Annotated in this window: 14 protein-coding genes; 5 read left to right on the forward strand and 9 right to left on the reverse strand. The window is 42.6% G+C overall.

Annotated elements, in window-relative coordinates:
* Positions 1-1,993: 1,993 nt before the first annotated feature.
* Together DP117_RS02380 and DP117_RS02385 are read right to left on the reverse strand one after the other, a co-directional pair.
* Positions 1,994-4,447, reverse strand: coding sequence for a GH116 family glycosyl hydrolase (locus DP117_RS02380; RefSeq protein ID WP_211175868.1), 2,454 nt, complete (start codon positions 4,445-4,447; stop codon positions 1,994-1,996).
* A 65-nt stretch (positions 4,448-4,512) separates the two neighbouring features.
* Entirely contained in the window at positions 4,513-4,704 is a 192-nt protein-coding gene (locus tag DP117_RS02385; RefSeq protein ID WP_248277494.1) for a hypothetical protein, read from the reverse strand.
* 498 nt (positions 4,705-5,202) lie between these two features.
* Between DP117_RS02385 and DP117_RS02390 the strand changes: the two genes are divergently transcribed.
* Positions 5,203-5,388, forward strand: coding sequence for a hypothetical protein (locus tag DP117_RS02390; RefSeq protein WP_169216736.1), 186 nt, complete (start codon positions 5,203-5,205; stop codon positions 5,386-5,388).
* Between the two features lie 42 nt (positions 5,389-5,430).
* Here DP117_RS02390 and DP117_RS02395 read toward each other — a convergent pair whose 3' ends face one another.
* The 7 genes from DP117_RS02395 to DP117_RS02425 form a co-directional block, all read right to left on the reverse strand.
* On the reverse strand, positions 5,431-5,841 hold the full coding sequence (locus DP117_RS02395) for a hypothetical protein (RefSeq protein ID WP_169216737.1): 411 nt from the start codon (positions 5,839-5,841) through the stop codon (positions 5,431-5,433).
* A 397-nt stretch (positions 5,842-6,238) separates the two neighbouring features.
* Entirely contained in the window at positions 6,239-6,784 is a 546-nt protein-coding gene (locus tag DP117_RS02400) for a GIY-YIG nuclease family protein (RefSeq protein ID WP_169216738.1), read from the reverse strand.
* A gap of 183 nt (positions 6,785-6,967) precedes the next feature.
* Entirely contained in the window at positions 6,968-9,565 is a 2,598-nt protein-coding gene (gene bcsA / locus DP117_RS02405) for a UDP-forming cellulose synthase catalytic subunit (RefSeq protein WP_169216739.1), read from the reverse strand.
* A 107-nt stretch (positions 9,566-9,672) separates the two neighbouring features.
* Positions 9,673-12,084: a cellulose biosynthesis cyclic di-GMP-binding regulatory protein BcsB gene (locus tag DP117_RS02410; protein WP_169216740.1), complete on the reverse strand. Its 2,412-nt coding sequence runs from the start codon at positions 12,082-12,084 to the stop codon at positions 9,673-9,675.
* 164 nt (positions 12,085-12,248) lie between these two features.
* Complete coding sequence (locus DP117_RS02415; RefSeq protein WP_348982989.1) at positions 12,249-13,502, reverse strand: glycosyl hydrolase family 8; 1,254 nt, start codon at positions 13,500-13,502, stop codon at positions 12,249-12,251.
* 131 nt (positions 13,503-13,633) lie between these two features.
* A complete protein-coding gene (locus DP117_RS02420; RefSeq protein ID WP_169216742.1) occupies positions 13,634-16,015 on the reverse strand; it encodes a tetratricopeptide repeat protein in 2,382 nt (793 codons plus the stop codon).
* Entirely contained in the window at positions 16,012-18,069 is a 2,058-nt protein-coding gene (locus DP117_RS02425; protein WP_339381262.1) for a porin, read from the reverse strand. Before DP117_RS02425 ends, DP117_RS02420 begins: the two co-directional genes overlap by 4 nt.
* A gap of 318 nt (positions 18,070-18,387) precedes the next feature.
* Between DP117_RS02425 and DP117_RS02430 the strand changes: the two genes are divergently transcribed.
* From DP117_RS02430 to rpoB, 4 genes are all read left to right on the forward strand, one after another.
* The gene (locus DP117_RS02430) at positions 18,388-19,146 is read left to right on the forward strand and encodes a hypothetical protein (RefSeq protein ID WP_169216744.1); all 759 of its coding nucleotides are present in this window, start codon (positions 18,388-18,390) and stop codon (positions 19,144-19,146) included.
* A gap of 902 nt (positions 19,147-20,048) precedes the next feature.
* Positions 20,049-20,354 (forward strand): 30S ribosomal protein S20, encoded by a 306-nt coding sequence (rpsT, locus tag DP117_RS02435; RefSeq protein ID WP_169216745.1) that lies wholly within the window; start codon positions 20,049-20,051, stop codon positions 20,352-20,354.
* Between the two features lie 70 nt (positions 20,355-20,424).
* On the forward strand, positions 20,425-21,210 hold the full coding sequence (locus DP117_RS02440; protein ID WP_169216746.1) for a TatD family hydrolase: 786 nt from the start codon (positions 20,425-20,427) through the stop codon (positions 21,208-21,210).
* A 704-nt stretch (positions 21,211-21,914) separates the two neighbouring features.
* Positions 21,915-25,241: a DNA-directed RNA polymerase subunit beta gene (rpoB, locus tag DP117_RS02445; protein ID WP_211175869.1), complete on the forward strand. Its 3,327-nt coding sequence runs from the start codon at positions 21,915-21,917 to the stop codon at positions 25,239-25,241.
* The last annotated feature ends 105 nt before the right edge of the window (positions 25,242-25,346 follow it).

Raw genomic sequence — 25,346 nt, forward strand, 5'->3', positions numbered from 1 at the left:
GAGAATTGAATTCACTTTCTCTATGTTATATGTCTGACATGAAAAAGTCTCCTCTTGACTTTCAGTAGATGCAATTTTATCTTTTTCAAATTTCATTCTCTCCTAATTTAACTATTTATCTCTGTTACATGGCTATTCTAATTTTATACTCAAAAATTAGGAGTCATTAAGTAAAATCGCATACTTTTTAGGGTTGAAGAGAAAAAATGACCATTCCTAATAGTTAATAACAATATTCGTATTTATACTATTTTTTTGAGTAAATGTCATCTCCTAAATGAGAATTTATTAAGATTTTGACTAATGATGTTTTTATGTTTACTCAAGTATTATTCTGTTTACGTTTTGTCCCTTAATTTATGAAAATGTAGGGGGTAAGACCCCTCATTTTACGTGATTTTAAGGCTTTTGAGTTCCCAAGAGTTAGTTACTTTTTCAGTGTAACTAAATGTTCTCACCTTCTAAAAATATATCAGCAAAAGTAGCATTTAGACAATATTTACCAAAATTGAATCGTGAGCATAATTTTTACTGTTTCCGGAAAATGTCTAGTTTCCATTATGTTCAGTTGATATCCAAGTCAAGTCAGACTTTGATTTTAATAGGTGAGTGGAAATTCATAATGAATCTGTTATAGATTTCGCACAACTCTAATTTCTTTCATACTTACTTTTCATTTTGAAAGACACTTGTATGGTATAATTTTTAAGAATTTATCAGTAGCATGTCTTGGTGACAACAAAATCTCTGTTGAAAGTTACTAACAAAGAAAAAGTATTATATTGCAACTGTGTATCTTTCTTGAATTTTAAAAACATAAAAAACTTGTACAAGGTGTTCCTCAGTAGATTGAAAAAATACTTGCATTTCTTTGAAAATTTCACTGACACAGCTCAGTCGTTTTTCAAAACCGAGTAGGATATAGGACAATACGCTAACTGTTAGGACAATACGCTAACTGTATTGGGTTAGGAAGAAAAAAAGAAGATCGGTAATCTTTTAAGAAACACAGGGGTGTAGGGAAAAAAGGTGTTTCTTTGATTCGTAGCGGATAGCTACAGCCGCCAATCGGACGCTGACTGGAATGCACTTTTCTCAACAAGACCTAAAAAACTGGGTTTATGAACGGAATATTAAGGTTTTGAAATGTCATCATTCTCAAGAAACCTGGTTTTTGGTCCTGGTGCAAGATATCACTCATCTTAAGATCATCGAAGGGAGTAACAAAGCGATAAATTCTTCAAATATGTTCTAAACCCAAAGCTAATGGTAATGGCACGGCTGCAGGAGGTACACTCCCGCTACGGGTGAGTCTTAGAGGGCTGCGCATATCCTTATGACTAGTAAGTCCTGCTGCGGAGGCTTGCGCCAATGCGTAGCGTCTGTGGGCGGGTTTCCTACCGTAGGGAACTGACGAAAAACTGAGGATGCACAGAAATACGGCGTCATTATTTAAATCCCCGCGCATTTATTTATGGGGATGTATTTCTCGCTGCAGAATTCTGACAACTGATACCAAGCGTGAAAAATGATTAAGACATGAACCACTAAAAGCGATGATCTGTAACTCTTTGACAATCACGCGCTTGTACGGAACTGTGAAAGAGTGCTTTCTTTGCACTGGATCCAAAATCTAAAATCTAAAATGGTATGAGTTGTTCTTCAAAGAATTTTGAATTGAAATAAACTCATTAGCTGAAAACTTATCAGTAGTAAACATGACTCTACATTACTAGTTGTCTATGTATTTAAAGTGACTAGTATTGAGATTTTTCAACAGCAACTCCTCATCCTGATTTGTTAAACTTCAGCGTGAATCGATATATTTCAAGGTCAGTCCTAAATAATACTTCTGAAGTTAGTAGCTTAAGTCCGGAAAAGAGATGAAAAAATATTCTGTGACAGATAAAAACGAGTTGAATTGTTAGGTATAAAATCTTAATTTTGTATAGGAAATAGGGAGTCGAAAAAATCCCTAACCTGTCATTTATGACTAACTCATGAGCAAATAAATTGCCCAAATAGCCATAGCCCGGAGATAAGTACTAGCGCGGAAAGTCCCCACAGCAGTAATGGCTTCAGGTGTGCGGAATTGTAGCCCATTGTCATAAATTTGCTGCACCACAGCGTGTGCAATCCTAAAAGCCTCGTCCTTCATTCCCATTTGCACAAGAATTGCCGCCAACCCGAAATTTATTCCTGTCCAAATCTCCAACGGATGAGTTGCATTGGGATTTTCAGGAAAACCATCAGGGCGAACACCGTTAGCAGCACCAAAGTTGCCATGATGAAACTTGAGAAAGCAAGCATCGTACACAGTTTTTAAAGCAGAGAAGGCGCACTCAACAGGTACAATATCTGGCAACCCCAAAAGACGAGCATAGAATTGCCCACATAATTGATCTGCCATGACGACATCAGATCCACTCTCACTATCGAGTCGATAGTATTGCCCATTCCAGAGTTTTTCTTGGTAAATGGGGCGAGACTGTGCAAGCCAAGTTTCGTAGATAGACTTTTGTTGGACTAATTCTTCTGTGTTCTCAGAGTTTGTGCGGTTTAAGAGAATATCACAAATGGCGATCGCCGCCTCTATTGCTGCTAACCACAACCCACCACAATAGGCGCTGACTCCTATTAAACGCCAGTCATCAAAAGTTTGGTCTGGTGCGCCAGAATTTTCTGGAATCCCATCTCCATCTTTGTCAAACTTCTTGAGGTAGTCTAGAGTTTGCACAATCGCATTCCAACAATCTGTCAGAAATTCCACATCCTCAGCACCTGTTAGCAGAAAGTCTCGGTATACTTGCAACACAAAATCACAGCCTAAATCTTTCCAAAGGTTGCAATCTTGGTAACTTGTATAATTTGTTTTCTCCCAGACGTGTTCATTTGGCGCACCTAAGTCGTGAGGAGTTGCACCATATGCTTTACGGACTGCAATTGGACTTTCCACACTCATAGTATAGTAGTAGCCAATAACACGACGAGTCTCATCACAACTAGGTATTGCGCGTGCAAAAGCACGAATCACCGCTTTCTCCAGTTCTGGAAACAGCATCAACAGGGCAAAAGAACCGTAAAGCCGCACGTCCAAACTTTCATACCAGCGGTAATCTAAGCACTCCAACACAGCAAACTGACCAACAGGATCACTCTTTGTTGCTGCACTCCAGAGAGTTCCACCACTCGTGAGGTCGTAAAGCTCATTAAATAGAGCCATTTTAAACCAGTCTGGCAAGTCCTGACGGTCGAGAATTGGCTGTTGCCAAGATTGAATCTGTTGTTGCCAGTTTTGGTATTCTCTTAGGGCAGTGGATGCGATCGCCCAAGCATTCTGACCGCAGTGCCCAAAAAAGTCAGTATATCTGCGATCATATGTAACCCCGGCTGCAAATTCTGTGATTGGGAAATCCCACGCCAGCGCAAAGGGAATTTCGAGATTTTCGCCTGGTTGGAGAGTAAAACGTAGTGCAAGTGCGATCGCCAGTTGTTCATTTTGAACTGCTGGCGTATCGTCAACAGAATTAGGTAACGATCCATCTTGGGCAAAGCTTTGCCAGACATCCTCACCCGTGCCTATGGGATTCCAGCGGCTATGGTAAAACACTTCCACTTTAGGGTGTTTCCGCGTAGCAATACACCACTGTCCCTCTCCTTCTTGGACTGGTTCACTCACACCAATTTGATTCAACTCCCAGCCGATATATTCGGAATTTTCAACCAGTTGATTGAAATTATCTAGACTTTCGCCTAAACGTGGTTGATACTCATAAACTGGGCTTCCATCATCCCGCACCCTAACCTCAGGAGATTTCAAAGCATTAGTAAACCAGCCCACCATATTTTGCCAGGTAAGCATGATACTGAGAGTGATAGGTGCATGAGTCGGGTTGTGTGTAGTCCAGACAAACATTGCGACTGGGTAGCTTGTTTGTTGATAATTTCCCGCCCAAATCGGAGAGAATTGTTCGCAGGTTAACTCGGCTTGAAACACACCTTGATAAGCAAACCAGCTGCGAGGGTACAAAGCGTGATATGTTCCCGTTTGGGATGAGAAAGCTATTTCTCCCCTTGCTTCCTCATCTCCTCCTACTCTCCTACTCGCCGGATACCATTCCCATGTTTTGAGGCTTCCATCTTCAGGAGGTTGAGTACACAAAGCGTATGCTTGCGAGGATGCGCCGAAAGATTCAAATACACTGAATTGACAGGCGGGAATATTTTTGAAGACATGTTCACCGCCGTCAATGTGCCACAAATTAAAATCTCCTCGCGAGGAACGACCAATGCAACCTGCACCAAAGCCGCCCAAAGGCATACCGTGCCAAGGACCATCATCAATATTACTGGCGTAGCGGACTGTGTAAGGTTTGTCCCAGCCTAAACCGATGGGACGACTCCAAGTGCAAGAGGGAATAATCACGGAAGATGGTAATTTCATCATCGTTTGATTATACAACGTTGTGTGTATTCGTTCCTACATCCGTAAGTGATGCTCAAATCTCTGAGTTAATCTTGCTCTACGTCAACAATCACTCGTAAATCAGCTTCTGGCATCAGCCGCTGTAGAACTGTAAGATGACCATCAGCATCACTGCGGCTACGGAATCGATGAATCACAGTTCGCTCTTTTGGTGAAAACCATTGGACAACAGCCCAGGGAGCAAGTGCTGTACGGTATGTTTTAGTTTGTCGCTTCAACAAGAAAACCTCCTATGACATCCATCGATTGATGTCTGCTTCTTTTGTAATGTGTAGATACTGTCGTTGTAACCAGCAGATGCTCATTCCTAAACACAAGCCTAATCTCTGCACTTAGTGGTAACAAAACGCAAGAAAAAGGCTTCCCTTTACTCATGCAATTCATACTTGCGCGAACAAAGCGATTCGCATAGAAATTTCAGGAAAAAGTTAAGGAAAAAGCAAATATTTATGCAAGGCGCGAGTTGATAGCGCTTGCCTGATAATTATCTTCTCACTCACACAAAGAAGTGTTAATAATTTTGTTTTTAAACACTACAGTGTGAACATTTTCATGCTAATATATGCGTCAACAGGCTGAGCATAACCAACTTTGAAAACTTCAGGCAAAAAACACCAATCTAACTGATAAAAAGTTGCTCAATTGGTTGAATGTAAGTTTTCTTATAATTAGCAGTTGGCAACCGGGAAAAAAGCCTGGAATTTGATAACGCAACTATGCTAGCTCGTGAGCTAGGAGTTTTCTTTAAAACTCTTACTAGAGCTTTTCAAGCTTATGTGAATGGCATTCCCGACGAGTCACAATCAAGATGGTTCCTCGCCTTCAGCCTATCTACCTGCATCAAACAAAAGGGAATCCAATACCAACCAGAAAATGAATTCATAGCTGGTGAAAAAATATAGATTTTTTAGCCACTTGCAAATACAAACGCTCCAATGAACTATCTAAATAGATTCTAGACCTAGATCGCTTGTATAAGAAAGAGGGGTTTGAGCCCACATTTTCTGCAAAAACTCTGGAACGCTTGCTAAAGTCCCTAAATAATCTATCAACAGGGCGGAAATTGCCGCAAAATTTTGTTTCATGCTTTGCCAACCAGAGAATATGATTCCCGGTTGTTGGAGTCGCAAATCATTTGAGATAAAAATTTGCTTGTTTATAGGTTGAGGGAATGATGTTTGCAAGTTGCGAGAAAAAGGAATGTCCTTCATTGCAAAACCGCAATCCCACACAGATACTTTTTTGGTGAAATATTGATTAGCTGATGTCAACATTTCTTGGTAGAATCTACCGCTACCGCGTTCATCACTCATGTTCACATGATGCTCCCCGATGATCTGAATTCTCTTGTTCACATTTACATCCCTAAAAAAGAAGAACAGGAAAAAAGAAAGTCAATTCAAAATGTAACATCGTTACTAGTTAAATTCCGATAGGTGAAGTTGACCAAAGAAATCCCCAGGTGATAAGCCTGGGGAGGATGCAAACCATGAAAGCATAACATTTAGTACTGATTTCGAATCGTACAGTACTAGATCCGTCATTAACCGAAAAGAGGAGTTTTTGCTTTGTGAGGTGTGCTTTTTGGTGCAATAACCTATTAACAGCTACAATACTCCTCACAAAATCAAAGTAGTTGCCAAAATGCCAAATGAGGACAGAAAAAGGCAAGAGGACACATTTTTAAAAATGTGGGTAATGACCCCTCTACCCGATACCTCTACACTCAGTTAAACTAAATGTGCAATGGTCTTATTTCAAATCTAATAAGCCATTTTCTTTTAATTTAGGATTGAAGCGAATTTCTGTTTGTAAACCACGTAATTCTAAAACTGCTATGATTTCACCCTCGACTCGCCGTGCCACATTTTTAATGATTTTAGTTTGCATTATTTCATCATTTGTAGGATTGTTATAATTAGCCTGTTCTTCAGGCGTCATAACTGCTTTGACATCTATCGGCTGCGTCCATTTATCTTTATTATCTGCATTTCCAGCAGGAACACTACCATTTTCAACAATCCAATTCTGCTCAATATTTTCTAAAATTGTCCGGTTAGGACGTTCAATTGTTTGAGCTTTTACCCAATAACAATTTTGTGGTTGACGTACTAAGTGCTGTTTTAAACTGAGATAAACATCACGAGAATAGCCCACAAACTGTAACACTTTTTCTTGGTCAAAAATTGCGTATACTCCAATTTTTCCCTGCAATTGTTCAGGAAATTGACCGTGATCGTCAATATATGGAATGTACTCTAGATTGGCTAAAGGAATAATATCCGTTTCTGATGTCATAGATGAAGTTCAAAAATGAGTTTTGATAATTTTCCGCTTCATGCAAACCGGAAATGGTTATTAGTTAGTATACAGATAAACAATAAATGAACACAGACATTTCATCTGTGTTCATCTGTGATTCCAAATATCTTTTGTTCTTTAAACTGAGCGCAAGCTCATGACCTTGTGAATGATTACGCTTTACAACACTTGCAAAAGTTGCCTAATCTTGGGACTTTGGTGTTGCTTGAATTCTAGCGGGAAATTTAAATCAATAACAAGCTTGTTCTCTGTCTCTTCTTTGACCGCAGAAATTTCAGCAACCAACTTACTCGGTGAGGGATTCCCCTCGTCTCGACTCAAGAGCAAACCAACAAGTGGTTTCACATTTCGCATCTGGTGCAAGTCCTCTTGTCCAAGCAGCCTGTTACTGGATTTAGCTTTTTTGCTCCGCATTTCCAATCGTAAACCTGTTACCCCCAGTTCCGTAGCAATTCCAGGGAAGAAATGACCATCCCAGTAAAGTTCACCAACAGCGCTCACCTGTTTACGCACCTGGCTACGAGGAGTTGGTTTAATATCGCGTAAGGAGCGATTCAGACTAGTCGCAAGAAACCCAAGGGAAGCCGCTGGTTGGTCTATAACCTCCCGCTTCTGCGAATACCATTCTCGCACATCAGAGTACAAAATCAGGATTAAATTATCCATTTGGGCGCGGTTAGGTTTGACATAATCAATTGCCAAAAATACCTTAGAATCACTTATGGGAGAAATTCGCACAACCCTTGCTGTTAAGGAGACGCGAGTCGTAGAATCTCCCATAATTTCAACATCAACTTCATCCGATAAATTCGGCCAAGATTCTAAAGCAATCAACGCTCCAGTTTCTGAGATATTAACTGTTTCGCCCCTAAATGTTTGGTTATTAGCAGACACAAGGACACGAAGGCGTCGCTGCAAACGGTGAGAAGAACGGACTTGCGGCTGTTCAAAGCCAACCACTAATGCTGCTATGAGCAAAATCAAATTAAAACCTGACCACAAGGTGTTCACCAAGACTGCTTGCCAATCCTCTGGACGAAGCAGCAACCAGTAGGGAACCGCAAATAAGGAAGCAACAATAAGCGTTGTTACCACTATTAGACCACGCATTGACTGCCAGTCAAAAGTACGTCTGGTAACATTCACGCCTTTATCAGTGACGTTAAACGAACCAAGTTTGGGGTTAATCAGCGCCAACATCGTCACCCACCCCGCTTGGAAAGCCATAACAAATTCAAAAACTTCGTTCCAAAAAGAAAAACGGACACTTTTGTAAATAATATGGTTAGTGAATAAGGCCAGAAGAATGTGTGGTACAGCATATGCCAGAGTTTCCAAACCTAGACCTCGGATGGGATTGACACCAAACAATAAAAACAAGGTTGGAACAATTGCATACACCAGTCGGGGATATCCATACAAGAAGTGCGAAGTCGCACTAAAATAACAAATGCGTTGAGGAATCTTTAGTTTCAGCCAGGGATTAAACAGGGGGTTTTCCAATCGGAGAATCTGCGCCATACCCCTTGCCCAGCGCACTTGTTGACCAACATAGGAAGAGAACGTATCTGGCGCTAAGCCAGCGATCATGATTTTGTCATAGTAGACAGACTTGTAACCACGAGAATGCAACCGTAGTGCTGTGTGACAATCCTCTGTTACAGTTTCAACCGCAATTCCCCCAACTTCCAAGGCATGAGACTTACGAATGATCGCTGCTGAACCACAGAAAAAGCAAGCATTCCAAAAATCATTACCTTTTTGCAGCACCTTATAAAAAAGTTCATTCCCCACCGGAATTTTACCGCGAGTCAGCAAATTACGCTCGAAGGGGTCAGGATTATAGAACCAGTGAGGGGTTTGGACAAACGACACCTTTGGATCATAGAAAAAACCTACAGTGTGCATTAGAAATTGACGCGATGGGATATGGTCGCAGTCTAAAATCAAAACTAAATCACCCTCAGTTCTTTGAAAGGCGTTGTTGATATTACCCGCCTTTGCGTGCTTGTTGTTGTCCCGCGTCATGTGGATACAACCAATTTCTTCGCACATTTGCCGGATCTGTTCTCGCCTAGCCCGGAATGTTTCTCGACGAGGATCGTCTTCCTTGTACCTTTCTGGACGACCATCATCTAAGACATAAACCGTTTTTTTACCAGGAGCATAATCACAAGCCATTGAGGCTAACACTGTCTTGCGAACAATTTCAACATCTTCGTTGAAGGTGGGAATGTAAATATCAACATTGAACCACTCTTCTTGAGGAATGTTGGAAAGATCAACCGGCTGACGCTCTTTAATTTTTAAGGTCTGAAAATAAGCCAGTGTCAAGGTGAGAATAGCATACAGCTCTGCTGCGTACAGCACTACACAAAGAATGCTATTGAGCCAGCCATCAAAGTTCAGAGTGTAGCTTGTGCGGTAATACAAATAACGTAGTGTTGTTACCATACTCAGCCACGCCATGAACAAGTGATAATACTGGCTAATTTCAGGAGAAGACTCTCGCTCCTCGGCGTGCATAATCCATTGACCAAGTATCACTAGAAACAAGCCAATGACCGCCTGCTGCCAGATTCGTACCGGGGCAATCATGAGTGGAATTGACAGAAACAGAAGCAGCAAGACAAGCCACTTAAACTGTTTCATACCTAATTTTTCTAAAGTACGGTCAAAAAATCGAGGTGTGAGATCAACGAGCCATTTAGTTAAGTTGAAAGGCCCTCTTGGAGGCGAACTTGATGAAGAAGACATTTTTCGATTTTGGGGTATAAATTTTCAAATTGGGACTTGAAGCGCAGATCAACGGGTAAAACTGTCTGTGCTACCTACGTGTATCTGCGCAGAAAATAAAGTTACAATTAATTCCTGTCAATACTAGCAAGGCGCTTTAGATACAACTGGACAATTCCATAAAGTATGAGCGACAGACCTATAATACCAACAGGTAGTAGGAGCCAATTTTCTTGTAGCAAGCGCGATATTTTACTCAAAAAGTTAGTATTTTCCACACGAGCTTTTGAGGGAGCACTACGGAAAAACTCTAGTTGATAGTCGCTGGCATCGTAGGGAGATGGATTGCTCTTATCGCTACCAACAAGCACTGTGTCCTGTTTTAATTGGAAGAACAACGGGTCTTGCTTGACCACTTGCCGAACTCGCTCTAAACCAGTTTCTGTCTGAGATGTTAAAGCTAGAATGACTCGCTCATTGCTCCAAGGAGAGATAATTTGCTTAATCAAGCCTTGTGAATCCCGTGGAGTTTGAATTGTGCCTTGAGCTGATACGCGGGAGAATGCTTGACTCAAATTAAAGCCAGTGGACTTAAAGACTTCCGGAAAAGGAAACTTATCCCGTGTACCAATTCCGACAAGATGGTAACCCTTGCGAACTGAGTCAGGAATTGATTCTGGCGTATAAACCGGAAATTTGATGGCTTCTGCTTGACTCAACCGCCCTAGGCGTTCACTCAAGGCGAGCAAGGTGAGTATATCTGTATTAGATGGGTTTTGTGGCAAGACGATCGCCATTTTAGAGAGATCTTGAGGTGCAGCAAACGGAAAACCAAATTGCAACAACTTTAAATCTGGAAGTTGTACAGAAGGTTCCCGTTTTAAATCGAAGTTTGTTTCAGCATGAAGTGTACCTACTAATTGTTGATCTGCGGCACTCAGACATTTTTGTTTGTCAAACGGTTCTTTGGGATTCATCCGAAAGAACACTTGGAGTTTAGACTCAGAGTTCAACAAACTTGCTGGTAAATCCACTTTCAAAGTTTGGCGGGTTTCTCCAGAATCTGCAGTTAGACGTGTCCCCCCAATGTATCTACCGTCGAGTAACACATCAATCGCAGAAGTTCTCGGGTTCATTTGTGGACCATAGCTGTAAACCAAGTTCATGGTACTGCCACGCAAAAATCTGTCATCTGGTAAAGTGCGGAAATTAATTTCTACTGGCGGTGCTTCTGAACCACGTACAGTCACATCACTAAATGGTTCACCATTGATTGGAGTTCTAATATCGCTGAGTCTAAAATTATTGTCTTCAGGAATATAGCGAGGCCATTGTCGAGGTTCTGGCGGTGCCACATCTTTGACTTGATTGACAAAAATGACTGGACCTGTTCCCATTTTTCGCAAGTCTGGCTGCACCAAAAACTGTACTGCCTTTGCGACACCCCTTGGTCCATTACCAGTTGCAATTAAGACAGGTGTACCACCTTTTTCTTTAGTTCTCGTTGCAATCAATACCCCTGTATCTTCTGAGACGGGTCTTTTATTGATATCGAGAATTTCAGTACCACTAATAGAAAGAGGTAATTTCAAAGAGGTTAAAGCTGGCTGTTCGCTGGGAGTTCCAATAATCACCAACCGCTGTTCAGGTTTGACATTCTTAATATTAGAGACCAAGCTTGTCTGTATTGGGCGAAAATCTGCAAATCTACCAAATGCTGCTTGCAAACGAGCTGTTGTTGTCAACCAATTTTGACTCAGCTGATTTGGTTGCACGTAAACAATATTGTTCGTTTCTAAGCCAAGCTGATCAAAGAAAGGATAAGGATAGCGGCTAAAGTTGAGGGGAATTGGTTGCCGTTGGAAACCGAATATTAATTTAGAATCTGGCAGAATCTCCGTCCATAAATTGGGATCATGCGGATCAGTACATTGTTGTGAGGTATTTTGCTGAGCAACAAACTTAATTTCGTTGTAGTCTTGAAGCAACCTAGGGTTAATATTTATCCGTACTTCACTGATTTGGGACTGCTTGCTTTTGAGCGGTACGCTACCGACAGCAGTATCGTTGATCAGGACCGTCAGGTTAGAACGATTAGCATACAGTGATGGTGAGTGCTGAAACCGAATTAAAGCTTGAAGCTTTTCAACTTTCCAACCACGAGGACGGTTAAAGCCAAGACGACCTTCTCCATTAAGTCCTCGTAAGCGCATCCGATTACCGACAATTGGACTGCGGCTAAAGTCTAGGGTGTACGGTATCAGATTCTTCGGCTCATCAGCCTCGGATTCTGTCTCTTCGCTTTCGTCTTCGCTGTTAGCGTTGCGTCTAATTGCTTGAGCTAACAAGAGAGTTTGCTGTTGTCCAGAATACTTTGGTTGCTGAGAAATTTCACGGTATTGTTGTGAATTTTCGTGTGGCAAATCGTCTTCTTGATTACGAGCTTGAGCGCTTTGTAATGAGTTCGGAACCAGTAACAAGCAGAAAGTAAAAATAATTGCTTTTGTACTGACTTTAGAAAGATGAAACAACGGCTTCATATGACGGTGTGATGACTAGATATAGTGGGAAAAGTTTTGGCCTTTGGTTGTAATTTGTGTGAGTTTTTTTAGCGATATATACAAATTGGAATTTTGTTATTTATATAACTCAAAACTGAGCACAATGATTGATTATTTTTTGAATAATCAATCAAAATCTTTGGCTACTTCGCTTTCAAGAGTTGCTGGGGAATGACAGAAGGAGACAACAGACCTAACCAAGCCAAATTCTGTGTATAATAAGCAGACTTATCATCCCAAACTCCTTGTTTGTATTGAAGTAAAATTTTTTTCTCAAGTAACTCCTTTGCTAGTCGTGGTTCTACTACTTCCCAAGCGGCGTAAAGCATAGCGTATTGTGCTGTTGATTCATAATCGACTAATCCTTTGCCTTGTAAGTCGATGCGTGCTGGTAAACGGGATCGCTCGCGCCACTGCTGTTGCAGATATCTACTGTTTGTTTGGAGATAGCGTCGGGCTTGTGGTGAATTAAACCACGCCGCATCCAGCGACAAGCGCCACCAAATTCGATAAGCATCAAAACCATACACAGTCTGAAGTTGGCTTGTCTGTGGCAAGGGTTGATATTTTCCTGTTTTGGTATCTTGAGCAATCCAATCGCTTGGTAACCCGACAGCAGAAACTGGCGCAGATTTTTCTAAGACTTCATAACTTGTATTGACTAAACTCAACCAATCATGTTGTGGATCAACTTGAGCAAATAGCCGAAAAGCATAGGGAGCCAAGTAAGAAGGATTGAGGTAAATGGTAGAAGCATTGGGAACAAATGCCCCCGTGGGACCAGGTAGCAAATAGAGCTTACCTTCGTGTCCTACCATAGTGGAAAGATTCCACAAATCTTGCAGTTTCGCTTTTGCCAAATTTAGATATTCAGGACGATTCCAACGCCTTGAGGCCAGAATCAAGGCAGTAATCGCATCAATATCGCTATCACTGGCAAAGTTATTATCGATAGTACCCCAGTTCCCATCTGCATTTCGTCCCCATTTCCATGCCCACAAGTTGTCTGTCCGTTTGCCATCCACTTGTCGTTGGAGGTTGTTTTCTCCCCAGTTCAAAGTTAGAGCAAAAGTTGCAGGATCATTGATTAGAACTGCTCGCAGCATCGCATATGCTTGACCTTCACTGGTAGAGCGATCGCCTGCTTCATAATCGATCACTCTACCATCACCCTGAATAAATCTCTTCCGGTATATTTCCCAGCTTTGAGCCAGTAACTCTCGGTTCCGAATACTTTTAGGTAAATTCGCGATGGTTGTTGAGTTACTTTCGCTACTCTTTAAAGGCATTGCTGTTGTTACCGGATTCCTGCCATCCGATACTTTTGTCTTTATTATTGAGTATCCTAAATGACAGGAATTGAGAACGACCATACTAACAATAACTGCTAATTTCACTAGATGCCGCATGCTTAAAAGAGGACAAAGACGGACAAAAAGGAGGTTTGGAGGTGGGGAGGTGGGAAGGTGGGGAGGTGGGGAAAGTCATTTTTCTCACCTCATCGTCCAATCACACCAGCTCATCCTCTTCATTTTCCTCTGCGCTCATAGTTCTCCCAAGAGGGCTGAAAGCCACGTCTTAGCAAGAAATCTTCTTGTATTTGCTGCCTCTGACGGGACACTTCAGCATCGCTTGTGCCTTGGGATATTTGTTCTAGTTCGAGTTGCTCAAGCTGTGCCAGCGCTGATAGAGGCTGATCAGTAATAGCACTTAAGCCAGCAAGGGCGCGACGTGCATCTTTATCTTGTGGTTTCTGTGCTACAACTTGAGAGTAAATTTGCTGTGCAGAATCAAAACGCCGCTGTTCAAAACGAATTCCCCCTAAAGCGGCAAGAGCATCTATATTATCTGGTTGCTGTGCCAAGATATTTTCATAAGCCTTGCCAGCCATATTCAAATCACCAATTGCTCGCGCCAAATCTCCCTGTAACTGATATGTGTTCGCGTCTTTAGGGAGGCGAGCAATTAACTGTTTGACTCGTGCTTGTGCTTCAGTAGGATTACGTTTTGCTATGACTTGTACGAGACGCAGTTGCACTGGTAAATAGCTTGGGTCAACTTGAACTAAATAATTATACAGAGGTTCACGCTGTGGTTGAGCTGGCAATGTTCCAACTAAACTAAAAAGTTCTGGAGGTGCATTCGTCGCAGGTTGTGTGGCTAACCAATTATTGAGAACTGCTTGCGCTTCTTGCTCAGAAATCTTCTTGGCTTGATAGGCGATACTGGTTCGTCCTAACTGAGTTGTCAAATTTTGCGGTTGACGGATGATCAATTGATCATAAATTGCCAAAGCTTCATCAAACCGTCTTTGTTGTATTCGCACACCTGCTAGTCCACGTAAAGCACCATCTATAATGTCATCACCTCCTGACTTAGCTGCTAAGACAGCTTGGAAACGTTGAGCGCTGGCTTCTAAGTTGCCCTCTCGTCGCTCAATTTCTGCTGCTAGCAACTGAGGTGCGAGACTTTTGGCTCCTTCAGGTGTTGCTGTGTAAGCTGCCAAAGCTTGTCTTGCTCCATTTGTATCATTCAGTTGTAGAGCAATCTGAGCTATCCGAAAATTTAAAAATGGTACGTTCACCCTTGGTAAAAGACTTTGATAGAGAGGCAGAAATTCTGGATCAGGAGCATCAACGTCTGATATTGCAAGAGCTATCTGTTGCAATTGCCCTGCATCTGAGGGTAAAGGGTCAATTGCAGCGACCAAACGCCTTTTGAAGTCACTTTTGGTAAGTTGTCCCAATTCATTTTCTAGGACTAACTGCCGCACTACCAAACTTTTATCATTCGGGAACTGTGGAGCCACTTGACGATAAAGTTGTAATGCTGCTTGCTCTTGTTGAGGTAAGCCAGTGAAGACATCAGCGGCTTCTCGCAACAAAGTGGGCGAGGGATTGGGAGAGTTGGCGATCGCCTGACGATAGAGAGTCGCCACTTGTTGTGCTATGTCAGGGTTATTGCTTGATGAGCGAATCTCATTCAAGGAACGTGCTAGAGGTAAAATCGCCTCTGGTCTGTTTTGTATAGGCTCCAATACTGCAAAAGCTTGCGCTGACTGTTGATTGGCAACATACGCCTTAGCAAGTTCAGCACGTGTCTCAATGGCTAGTTTGTCGAGACTCTTGGAACCTTGTAACTGTCCTTCCAAAATTTGTACTGCTGCTTTTGGATTACCTGTTTCTCGCAAGCTACTCGCGTAGGCGACTGCAGCAAATCCAGTGATCGGCTTACCACTGACTCGATAGCGGTTGAACAGTTCTAAAGCTTTTTGGTAATTGCGGCTATAACTGTAAGCTTGAGCTGCTCCAAGGATAGTTTCTGATGTGGGATTGTTTTCCAAGATTATTTCATAGTCTTGGACCGACTCGCTCACCCTTCCTTGGTAGGTGTACAATAAAGCCCGGTAAGAACGGGCTTGTACGTCGTTGGGATTAAGTTTTAACAAAGTGTTGAGAGCTTCAATCCCCCGTACTTGCCACTCTGGGCGATAAGTGCCCATGATCCCAACAATTTTGAGCGCACCTTGGTTGTTGGGATCTTGCGCTAGCACTTGTTGATAAGCATTCCAAGCTTCGTTAATACGTCCAGCGCGGTTATAAGAAATTGCTAACCCAACTTTGGCTTGTAGAGACTGCGGATTTTGCTTTAATGCTTGTTCAAAGGCTTTGATAGCATCATTAACCCATCCTTTTTTGAGGAGATTGTAACCGCGTTGCGTCGCTGACGAAGACTTTTGTGCTTGGACAGGAGCAATGTTATTCAACGACGGGATATTGACTATATAAGTCAAAACAAAAAACAAAGCAGTCACCAAAACAAGATCAGAAAAACTTTTCGTTGTCATCTGTTGAACACTCGGTGCCTGTGTTAAGCAGAGATTGGTATTGTATTTATGTTTTTGACTCATTGAGATCTTCTCCCTCTTGGAGTCACATCAAAATCTGTCAGCACTCTCACACCGAGCACTGTTTCCTCAAAACTATCTCGTCCTTGAACCGTAAAACCTAACCGGAGATTAGGAAGGAATTTAAAATCGTAAAAAAGTTCTAACACGTCTGGGTTATCTCCACGACGCAAGCTTTCGTTTGTTAAACCACGTCCGTAAGCTAAACCCAAGCGGTCATCTGGGGTAAACAAATCCAAAAAGCTGAGTCCTAATGAGTAGGTATCTGCCCCTTTGCCTAAATCGCGGTTTTCGTAGCGCCCATAACGTCCAAAAATACCTAATTTCAAGTTGGGAACAAAAACTTCAGCATTCAGACCGTATGCTTCTTCGCGATCATCTTTTTGGGGTCCAAAGATTGTGCCTTCTGTATTCCTAGCAATCCCAAAGCTTTCAGGGAAACTATCACGAATACCAGCATCGCGATCGCTCGCATAAGTTCCACGAATAATCGCATTTCCGTAACGTACAGCGACTTCTCCGGCAAATCCGTCCAAAGTGAAGTCACTTATTTTATTGGACGACGAAAAAACTGCTGCTTTCGCTTCAATATTATCAGTCACACTCCAGTTCACAAGTAACCCAGCGCGAGAAGCTATTCCCGTTGCTGACAACGCCGGATTTGTCTGGAAAACCGAATTAAAAAATTGACTTGCGCCATCTTTGGCAAAGCTGTTCCGGTCAAAATAAGATGTCAAATCTATTTGACCCAAGACAAAACGGAGATTAGGTACTCCTCCTATAGAAGTTGCCAGAAAAAGTTCGTTGATGTTCAAACCCTCTCCACGAGAGTCAACAAGAATGTTGTCTCCACTCACAAAATCTAAAGTTGCTCCAAACAACAGTTGCGGGCTGACTGGATAAACTCCTGCAACTCGTGCCCGTGCAGCAGCATCATCTCCTTGAGTGATGTAAACTCCTTGAATCTGTAAAGAAGGTTCTTGCAAAGCACTGCTTCTAATAATCGGGCGACTTCTATCCACTGGTTGTGGAGTATTTAATGCTGCTGCTGACAATGACGGTGTTGAATCCGTGGGAATTGCGGGAGTTGCGGGAGCTTGGATTTGTGCAGTTGGTATTCCTTGGGGAACTGCTACCGACGAAACAGCTTGACAATTCAGGAGTTGGTTAGAACTTGAAGTGGAAGTTCCAAAGGCTGATGGAGATGTGACAACTTGGCAATTCAGGAGTTGATTGAAGGTTTGCGCAGGAGTGTTTGGAACTGATGACACCGTTGTCGTTTGGCAGTTTAAGACTTGATTAAAGGTTGGTGCTGCGGTACCTGAACCTGGTGACGACGATACAACTTGGCAGTTGAAAGACTGGTTAGAAGTTTGTGTTGCAGGAGCACTTGAAACTGATGATTCCGGTATTGATTGAGCATTGAGAAGTTGATTTGTTGCTCCCACACCATTCGTGTTATAAACCTGTGACTGTATTTCTGTTTGAGAGTTGATGGGTGGATTGAATGTTGGTGTAGGAGTTCCTGGAAGTGGTGGTAAAGGAGCTTGTTGTATTTGAGATTGAGAATTGAGAAGTTGGTTAAAAGTCGGTGTTGATGGTGCTGTAAACTCTTGCGTTGTTGTACTACCAAAAGTTCCTGGAAGTGGAGCGGTTTGAATACTCGGTTGTCCTAGACTTGTCGCTCCAGAAAATTGACGAATTTGTTCCTGGGCATTTTGTGCCATCACATTCGGACGAGGTGAAACCGATTTCGCTGGTGCTTTTGGAACTTTTCCAGGTGTTTTCTCTTGGAGAAAACCTCTTTCCAACTGTTTTATGTCATCTGCTGGTGTTTCCTGTCTACTTTGGAACGAAGGTTTTCCTCCAACTGCGACTGCTACGCCAGTGACTTCTCCTGAACTCAGGGGTGGTGGAGGGACTGTTTGGGACCTCGGTTTTTGTCGTTTGCTGGGCGCAGGTGACTTGGGGACTTGTAGTAATTCCCCTAACTGGGCATTGCTCGAGTGTTGAACATGTGGATTTTTTTGAGCCAAACATGCATTATTCACTGCCATGATCCAAAAAATGGAGATTGAGGCAGTCTTAAGCAGAAGTAAAGCTCGTTTCCACTGTTTTGACAGAGTAAATTTATAACAATCCAATACTGTGAGCTCCATTAGTCTAGCTGATAAACAACTAAAATTTTGTGTTAGTGAGATGTCGCCACTTTATCAAAAACTGTGGGTATTTTAACGAAAATCTGCAAATTTTTTGATTGTTAATTTGCTTGGTCAAAAAGTGGTGAAACTTTTTCTTGTTTTGGTCTAAGTTTTCAAAAATAAGTGAGAATATAACCTATGTTGTTTTTCGTTGGTATAAATACCTGATTTTCTATGTTAAATCCAATTTTCAATCAAATTTGCCGAATTTTTTTCAGTTTATCGGCTAAAACCACCCTCACAGGTCTTTCTTTACTCCTCCTAACACTCAGTTCTGGCTGTAATCAAAAAGCACAAGAAAAAGTGCAACTAGAAATCACAAGCGTAGAACCCGCAGGGGGTAATGGCTTATACAACGTCTCAGGCAGTACAAATTTACCTGATTCGAGCCTAATTGCAGTCGCAGCAGTGCGTTACTTAATCCCTATAGGAAGACAGCAAGCAGGAGTTTTAAACGATGAAGCAAACAATAATCGCTCAATTCTCGCTCGCCAAATTGTTGAAGTTAAGCAGGGACAATGGCAGGCAAACCTTAATCTTTGGCAAGTAGCACCCGATGGTCGTTTTCAGGAAGCTTGGCAAGCGTATCAAAAACAGATGAAACTGCGTCCAGATAGCAACGTCACATTTCTTGCGACCTTTGAGCGTGGTGAGCAGTTAAGGAAATCAAACTTGCAGCTTGAAGGTAAACAGCTTCGCTTTACCAACGAAGGTGAACTTTATCTACAAGCAAATCAAACTTCACCGATATCTTTACCTGTGGGAAAAACAACACCTCCTCGTGAAAAACCACAAGAATTGAATTACATCTTGGGAAAGCCGTCTGTGATCCAGATCAAAACACCAGCTTTAAGTTCAAACACTTCGTTTTTGCGTTCAGCTAAATTCAGACAAACTAATGCACCCCTAAAACCTTCTGAATTTTTACGCTAATCAAAGATATTCGGACAAATCAATACACCCTTAAGACCTTATTAATCTTCCACGCTGAAAAAGAGCGCCTGACTTTCTCAATAACTTGACTTCATAAGTGTTTGGAGAGTCATGAGTATATCCTAAGTCTATCTGGCGCTTTTTTTTCAGCAATTATTTTTGGCTGTATAAGTAAGACCACTTTCTTTTAGATGTGTTTTTTATCGCTTTTTGCAATTTTGTAAATCTGTTTACTAATTTCGCATGAAAGTGATGACTTAAGTCAAGTACTTTGTGTGTACCACCAATGAAATACAAAGAGAAATCATTAAATTTTTGGTAAATTAGAAAACTTCCTTTGACATTAAATCTTTAGCTCACGAAAATACGTACTGAGTATAAAATTATTCACACCAAGACTGTCATTCATAACCTAAACTTTGATTTTCCTAAATGACAAGAAATAATTTTACAAACCCTACTCAAACAAATGACAACTTAAACAAAGATCCTAATTTTAAATAAAAAATAAAAATTGCTTTACAAAAACTACTGACCATTCATAACAACAAACTTCAAAAGCAAAAGAAAGCTTTTTCCTTTGAAGTGTCTTACAGTCTTTAATCACTCTAGTCAGAGTAAAAATAAAATCTTTATCGTCGCTTCGCTCCGTCAAGTGTAGGGTGTAGGGTGTCTCTATTCGCCTATACCCCGTTCAGCGTTCGGAGCAACCGGGTTTAAAACCCCACCGTCTTTTACGGTGTCCACAATTGGTTGGGGTTTGAATACCAATACATTTGATCCCTACACCCTGTTCAATTCGTGAAATTTTTCGCGCTTCACCCTAACATTTGCAACAATGATGCTATATTAGTAAGTCTAGTAGTGTGTTTATGTATTAATAGTCTTTTTTGGAACTGACTGTGGCGAATACAAAGTCTGCTCTCAAGCGCGCCGAAATCGCAGAACGTAACCGACTGCGTAACAAATCTTATAAATCGGCAGTGAAGACCCTGATGAAAAAATACTTCGCTGCGGTAGAAGTATATGCGGCGAGTCAAAGCCCGGAATCTAAGCAAGAAGTGCTTGCTCGGATGTCGGAGGCTTACAGCAAAATCGACAGAGCCGTTAAAAGGGGTGTACTTCATCCTAACAATGGAGCAAGGAAAAAGTCAAAATTGGCTCAAAGGCTCAAAGCACGTACACAACCAGCAGCAACTGCACAATAGTCGATAGTCTTTAGTCTTTGGAGCCTCCTTGTGGACTAAGGACTAAAGACAAAAGACATAAGGATAAGGAATGCAGCTCTTTGACACTCACGTTCACGTTAACTTTGACGTTTTCCACTCAGATATAGAGGCAGTGCGATCGCGCTGGCAACAAGCAGGCGTCGTACATCTAGTACACTCGTGTGTAGAACCATCTGAGTTTAAGAGCATTCAAGCTCTGGCTCACCGTTTTCCCGAAATCAGCTTTGCTGTGGGGTTGCATCCTTTGGATGCAGCCAAATGGCATGCACAAACAGCAGATGAAATCGTTTATTTAGCTGGTTGTGACTCTAAAGTCGTAGCGATCGGGGAAACGGGGCTGGATTTTTACAAAGCAGAGAACGACGAGCAACAGCGCCAAGTCTTTGAGAGACAGCTTCTGATCGCCACTGAACTCAACAAACCCGTGATTATCCACTGTCGTGATGCAGCACGAGAAGTCAGAGAAATCCTGGAAAAATGGAAAAACCTCAAAGGAGAAAGTGTGCGGGGTGTCATGCACTGTTGGAGTGGAAGCCCAGAAGAAACACAATGGTTTGTAGATTTGGACTTCTACATCAGTTTTAGCGGAACAGTGACATTTAAAAACGCGAAACAAATTCAAGAATCAGCCGCGATGGTGAGGAGCGATCGCTTGTTAATAGAAACAGATTGTCCTTTTTTATCACCAGTCCCAAAACGAGGCGAACGGCGTAACGAGCCTGCATACGTTTTCTACGTAGCCGAACAAGTAGCCAGATTACGGGGAGAAACGGTTGATGCGATCGCAACTCTCACCACCCGAAATGCCTGTGAATTGTTTGGCATAACAATATAGAACATCTCCCCTAGTGCACAAACTCATCAAATAAAAAACTCAAACTCTAGGAGGACTAAAATATGGTAATATTATTCCCTGCAAAACAGACTTGCATAAGCCATAATGGTTAAAGAAGCAACTATTGAATTTGACACTTGAGTAAAGCTAGCAAATTAACCATCCTCGTATCTCTACAACCGGATGTTATTGTTTCATGACAACTCCAATTTTGTTGTCATGTCATCTAGACCTATTCTCTAAGCAGTAGTTTCATATTTTCCTTATAGAGAATTGTTAAACAAATTACCTTGTGAGCACCACCCACCAAAACCAGCCATCCATAAACAGAGCCGGCTCAGGGGATTATTCTCTCCTGAGCATAAGGATATTATTTCCAGAGTATAAACTCTCTCATTGAACGAGAGATAGTTCTGTACAAACCAAAACAGTTTGAAATTGCATAGGTGTAACGCGCTTTTTGAGGGAAAGTGAGGAAAACAAAACAAACAAACAAAAAGTTATACCATTTTATTTCGGTAAAGAAGTCAATAGCTGGTAGAAATTGGCAGCATTTCGTTCCACAATGGGTAATTACCCCCTTGTCAAAATCCATCTTTCCAGCTTTAATTGCTCCGTTTGCCCACACCCGTTCGTGAGTAGGCGGTGTAAAGAGAAGTTCCCACACACCATGAAGTAAAACTTAGGTTGACAAAGGTAGAGGCATGACAAACGAAACAATGATGGAACCCGCCTTTTTGTTGCCCGACTTGATAGAAATCCAACGTTCCAGCTTTCGTTGGTTTCTAGAAGAAGGACTGATAGAAGAACTGAACTCCTTTAGTCCGATCACAGATTACACAGGTAAACTAGAGCTGCACTTTTTGGGTCAAAATTACAGGCTCAAAGAGCCAAAGTACTGTGTAGACGAAGCAAAACGGCGGGATAGTACCTACGCGGTACAAATGTATGTCCCCACTCGTTTGATTAATAAAGAAACGGGAGAAATTAAAGAACAAGAAGTTTTTATTGGGGATCTGCCTCTGATGACTGACCGAGGCACGTTTATTATTAACGGTGCCGAGCGAGTGATTGTCAACCAGATTGTGCGATCACCAGGAGTGTACTACAAATCAGAAATTGACAAAAACGGGCGGCGTACCTATTCAGCGAGCTTAATTCCTAACCGAGGAGCTTGGCTGAAATTTGAAACAGACCGTAACGACTTGGTTTGGGTGCGTATTGACAAAACCCGCAAACTGTCAGCACAAGTCCTGCTAAAGGCTCTTGGGTTATCAGACAACGAAATCTTTGACGCTTTACGCCACCCAGAATACTTTCAAAAAACCATTGAAAAAGAAGGGCAATTTTCCGAAGAAGAAGCCCTGATGGAGTTGTATCGTAAACTCCGTCCTGGTGAACCGCCCACAGTGTTAGGAGGACAACAACTTCTCGACTCGCGCTTCTTCGACCCCAAACGCTACGATCTTGGTCGTGTTGGGCGTTATAAGCTCAACAAAAAACTGCGCTTGCAAGTGCCAGAAACAATGCGCGTCCTGACTCCTCAAGACATTTTGGCAGCAGTAGATTACCTGATAAACCTTGAGTTTGATATTGGTAACACGGATGACATCGACCATTTAGGCAACCGCCGAGTCAGAAGCGTAGGGGAATTGCTGCAAAACCAAGTACGAGTCGGTTTAAACCGCTTAGAACGTATTATTCGGGAAAGAATGACCGTATCTGATGCGGAAGTGCTGACCCCTGCTTCGTTGGTAAACCCCAAGCCCTTGGTCGCAGCTATCAAAGAATTCTTTGGGTCTAGCCAATTGTCTCAGTTTATGGATCAGACAAATCCTCTGGCAGAACTGACCCACAAACGCCGTTTATCAGCACTAGGTCCAGGAGGTCTAACCCGTGAACGTGCAGGTTTTGCAGTACGGGATATTCACCCATCTCACTACGGACGCATTTGCCCCGTGGAAACTCCAGAAGGTCCCAACGCGGGTTTGATTGGTTCTTTGGCAACTCATGCTCGTGTCAATCTGTACGGCTTCTTGGAAACCCCCTACCGACCAGTCGAAAACGGACGCGTGCGGTTTGACTTAGCACCCGTGTACATGACCGCAGATGAAGAAGATGATCTACGGGTTGCTGCTGGCGACTTGCCCGTTGATGAAAATAGTGACATCATCGGGCCGCAAGTGACAGTACGTTATCGTCAGGAATTCTCGACAACCACGCCAGAGCAAGTGGACTATGTGGCAGTTTCACCTGTACAAATTGTATCTGTTGCTACTAGCATGATTCCATTTTTGGAACATGATGACGCGAACCGCGCCCTGATGGGATCGAACATGCAACGGCAAGCAGTCCCCTTATTGAAACCAGAGCGTCCTTTGGTAGGAACAGGTTTAGAAGCTCAAGCAGCAAGAGACTCAGGTATGGTGGTTGTATCGCGTACCGACGGAGATGTGACATACGTAGATGCAACAGAAATTCGTGTGCGTCCACGGACACTTCCCTCAGCAGACGGAAACAAATCCAATCCGGCAGAAATTAGATACCCCATTTCTAAGTACCATCGCTCCAACCAAGATACCTGTCTCAACCAAAAACCTTTGGTGTACATGAATGAGCGTGTAGTCGCTGGTCAAGTGCTGGCGGATGGTTCTTCCACCGAAGGAGGCGAACTCGCACTGGGGCAAAATATCGTCGTCGCCTACATGCCTTGGGAAGGGTACAACTACGAAGACGCAATTTTGATTTCGGAACGGCTGGTACAGGATGATATTTACACCTCAATTCACATTGAAAAATATGAAATTGAGGCAAGACAAACAAAGCTGGGACCAGAAGAAATTACCAGAGAAATTCCCAACGTAGGGGAAGACGCCTTACGCCAGTTGGATGAACAAGGAATTATTCGCATTGGGGCGTGGGTAGAATCTGGGGACATCCTCGTCGGAAAAGTGACACCGAAAGGTGAATCTGACCAACCACCAGAAGAAAAGCTCTTACGGGCAATCTTTGGTGAAAAAGCACGGGATGTCAGAGACAACTCCCTGCGAGTGCCTAACGGTGAAAAAGGACGCGTCGTCGATGTGCGCTTGTTTACCCGTGAACAAGGTGATGAACTCCCACCAGGGGCAAACATGGTCGTCCGAGTCTATGTAGCGCAGAAGCGTAAAATCCAAGTTGGCGACAAAATGGCAGGACGTCACGGTAACAAAGGCATTATTTCCAAAATATTGCCATTAGAAGATATGCCGTACTTGCCAGATGGCTCACCAGTAGACATTGTTCTCAATCCTTTGGGCGTACCCAGCCGGATGAACGTTGGACAAGTGTTTGAGTGTTTATTGGGTTGGGCTGGTCATAACCTAGGAGTGCGGTTCAAACTGACTCCCTTTGACGAAATGTATGGCGAAGAGTCATCCCGCAGCATTGTGCATGGCAAATTGCAAGAAGCACGAGATGAAACAGGTAGAAACTGGGTCTTTAACCCAGATGATCCTGGAAAAATCATGGTGTACGACGGTCGCACCGGAGAACCCTTTGACCGAGCAGTCACCGTCGGTGTGGCGTATATGCTGAAACTGGTTCACCTGGTTGACGACAAGATCCACGCCCGTTCCACAGGTCCATACTCGCTAGTCACGCAACAGCCCTTGGGTGGTAAAGCACAACAAGGTGGTCAGCGGTTCGGTGAAATGGAAGTGTGGGCGTTGGAAGCCTTTGGTGCAGCTTACACCTTGCAGGAATTACTCACCGTCAAATCAGACGATATGCAAGGACGCAATGAAGCCCTCAATGCGATCGTCAAAGGCAAAGCAATCCCTCGACCTGGAACACCAGAATCCTTTAAAGTGTTAATGCGAGAACTGCAATCGCTAGGCTTAGATATTGCCGTGCATAAAGTAGAGACGCAGACAGACGGTAGTTCTTTGGATGTCGAAGTCGATTTGATGGTAGACCAAGGAAATCGCCGTACTCCCCCACGTCCAACTTATGAATCCTTGTCACGCGAGTCAATGGAAGACGAGGAATAAACAAAACAGTACACAGTTATCAGTTATTTAGTACACAACTAATAGCTGGTAACTGATAACTCACTACTGACAACCGAATACTCACACTAAACTCACGGGGTTGAT

This window comes from Brasilonema sp. UFV-L1, assembly GCF_012912105.1.
Classification (GTDB): Bacteria; Cyanobacteriota; Cyanobacteriia; order Cyanobacteriales; family Nostocaceae; genus Brasilonema.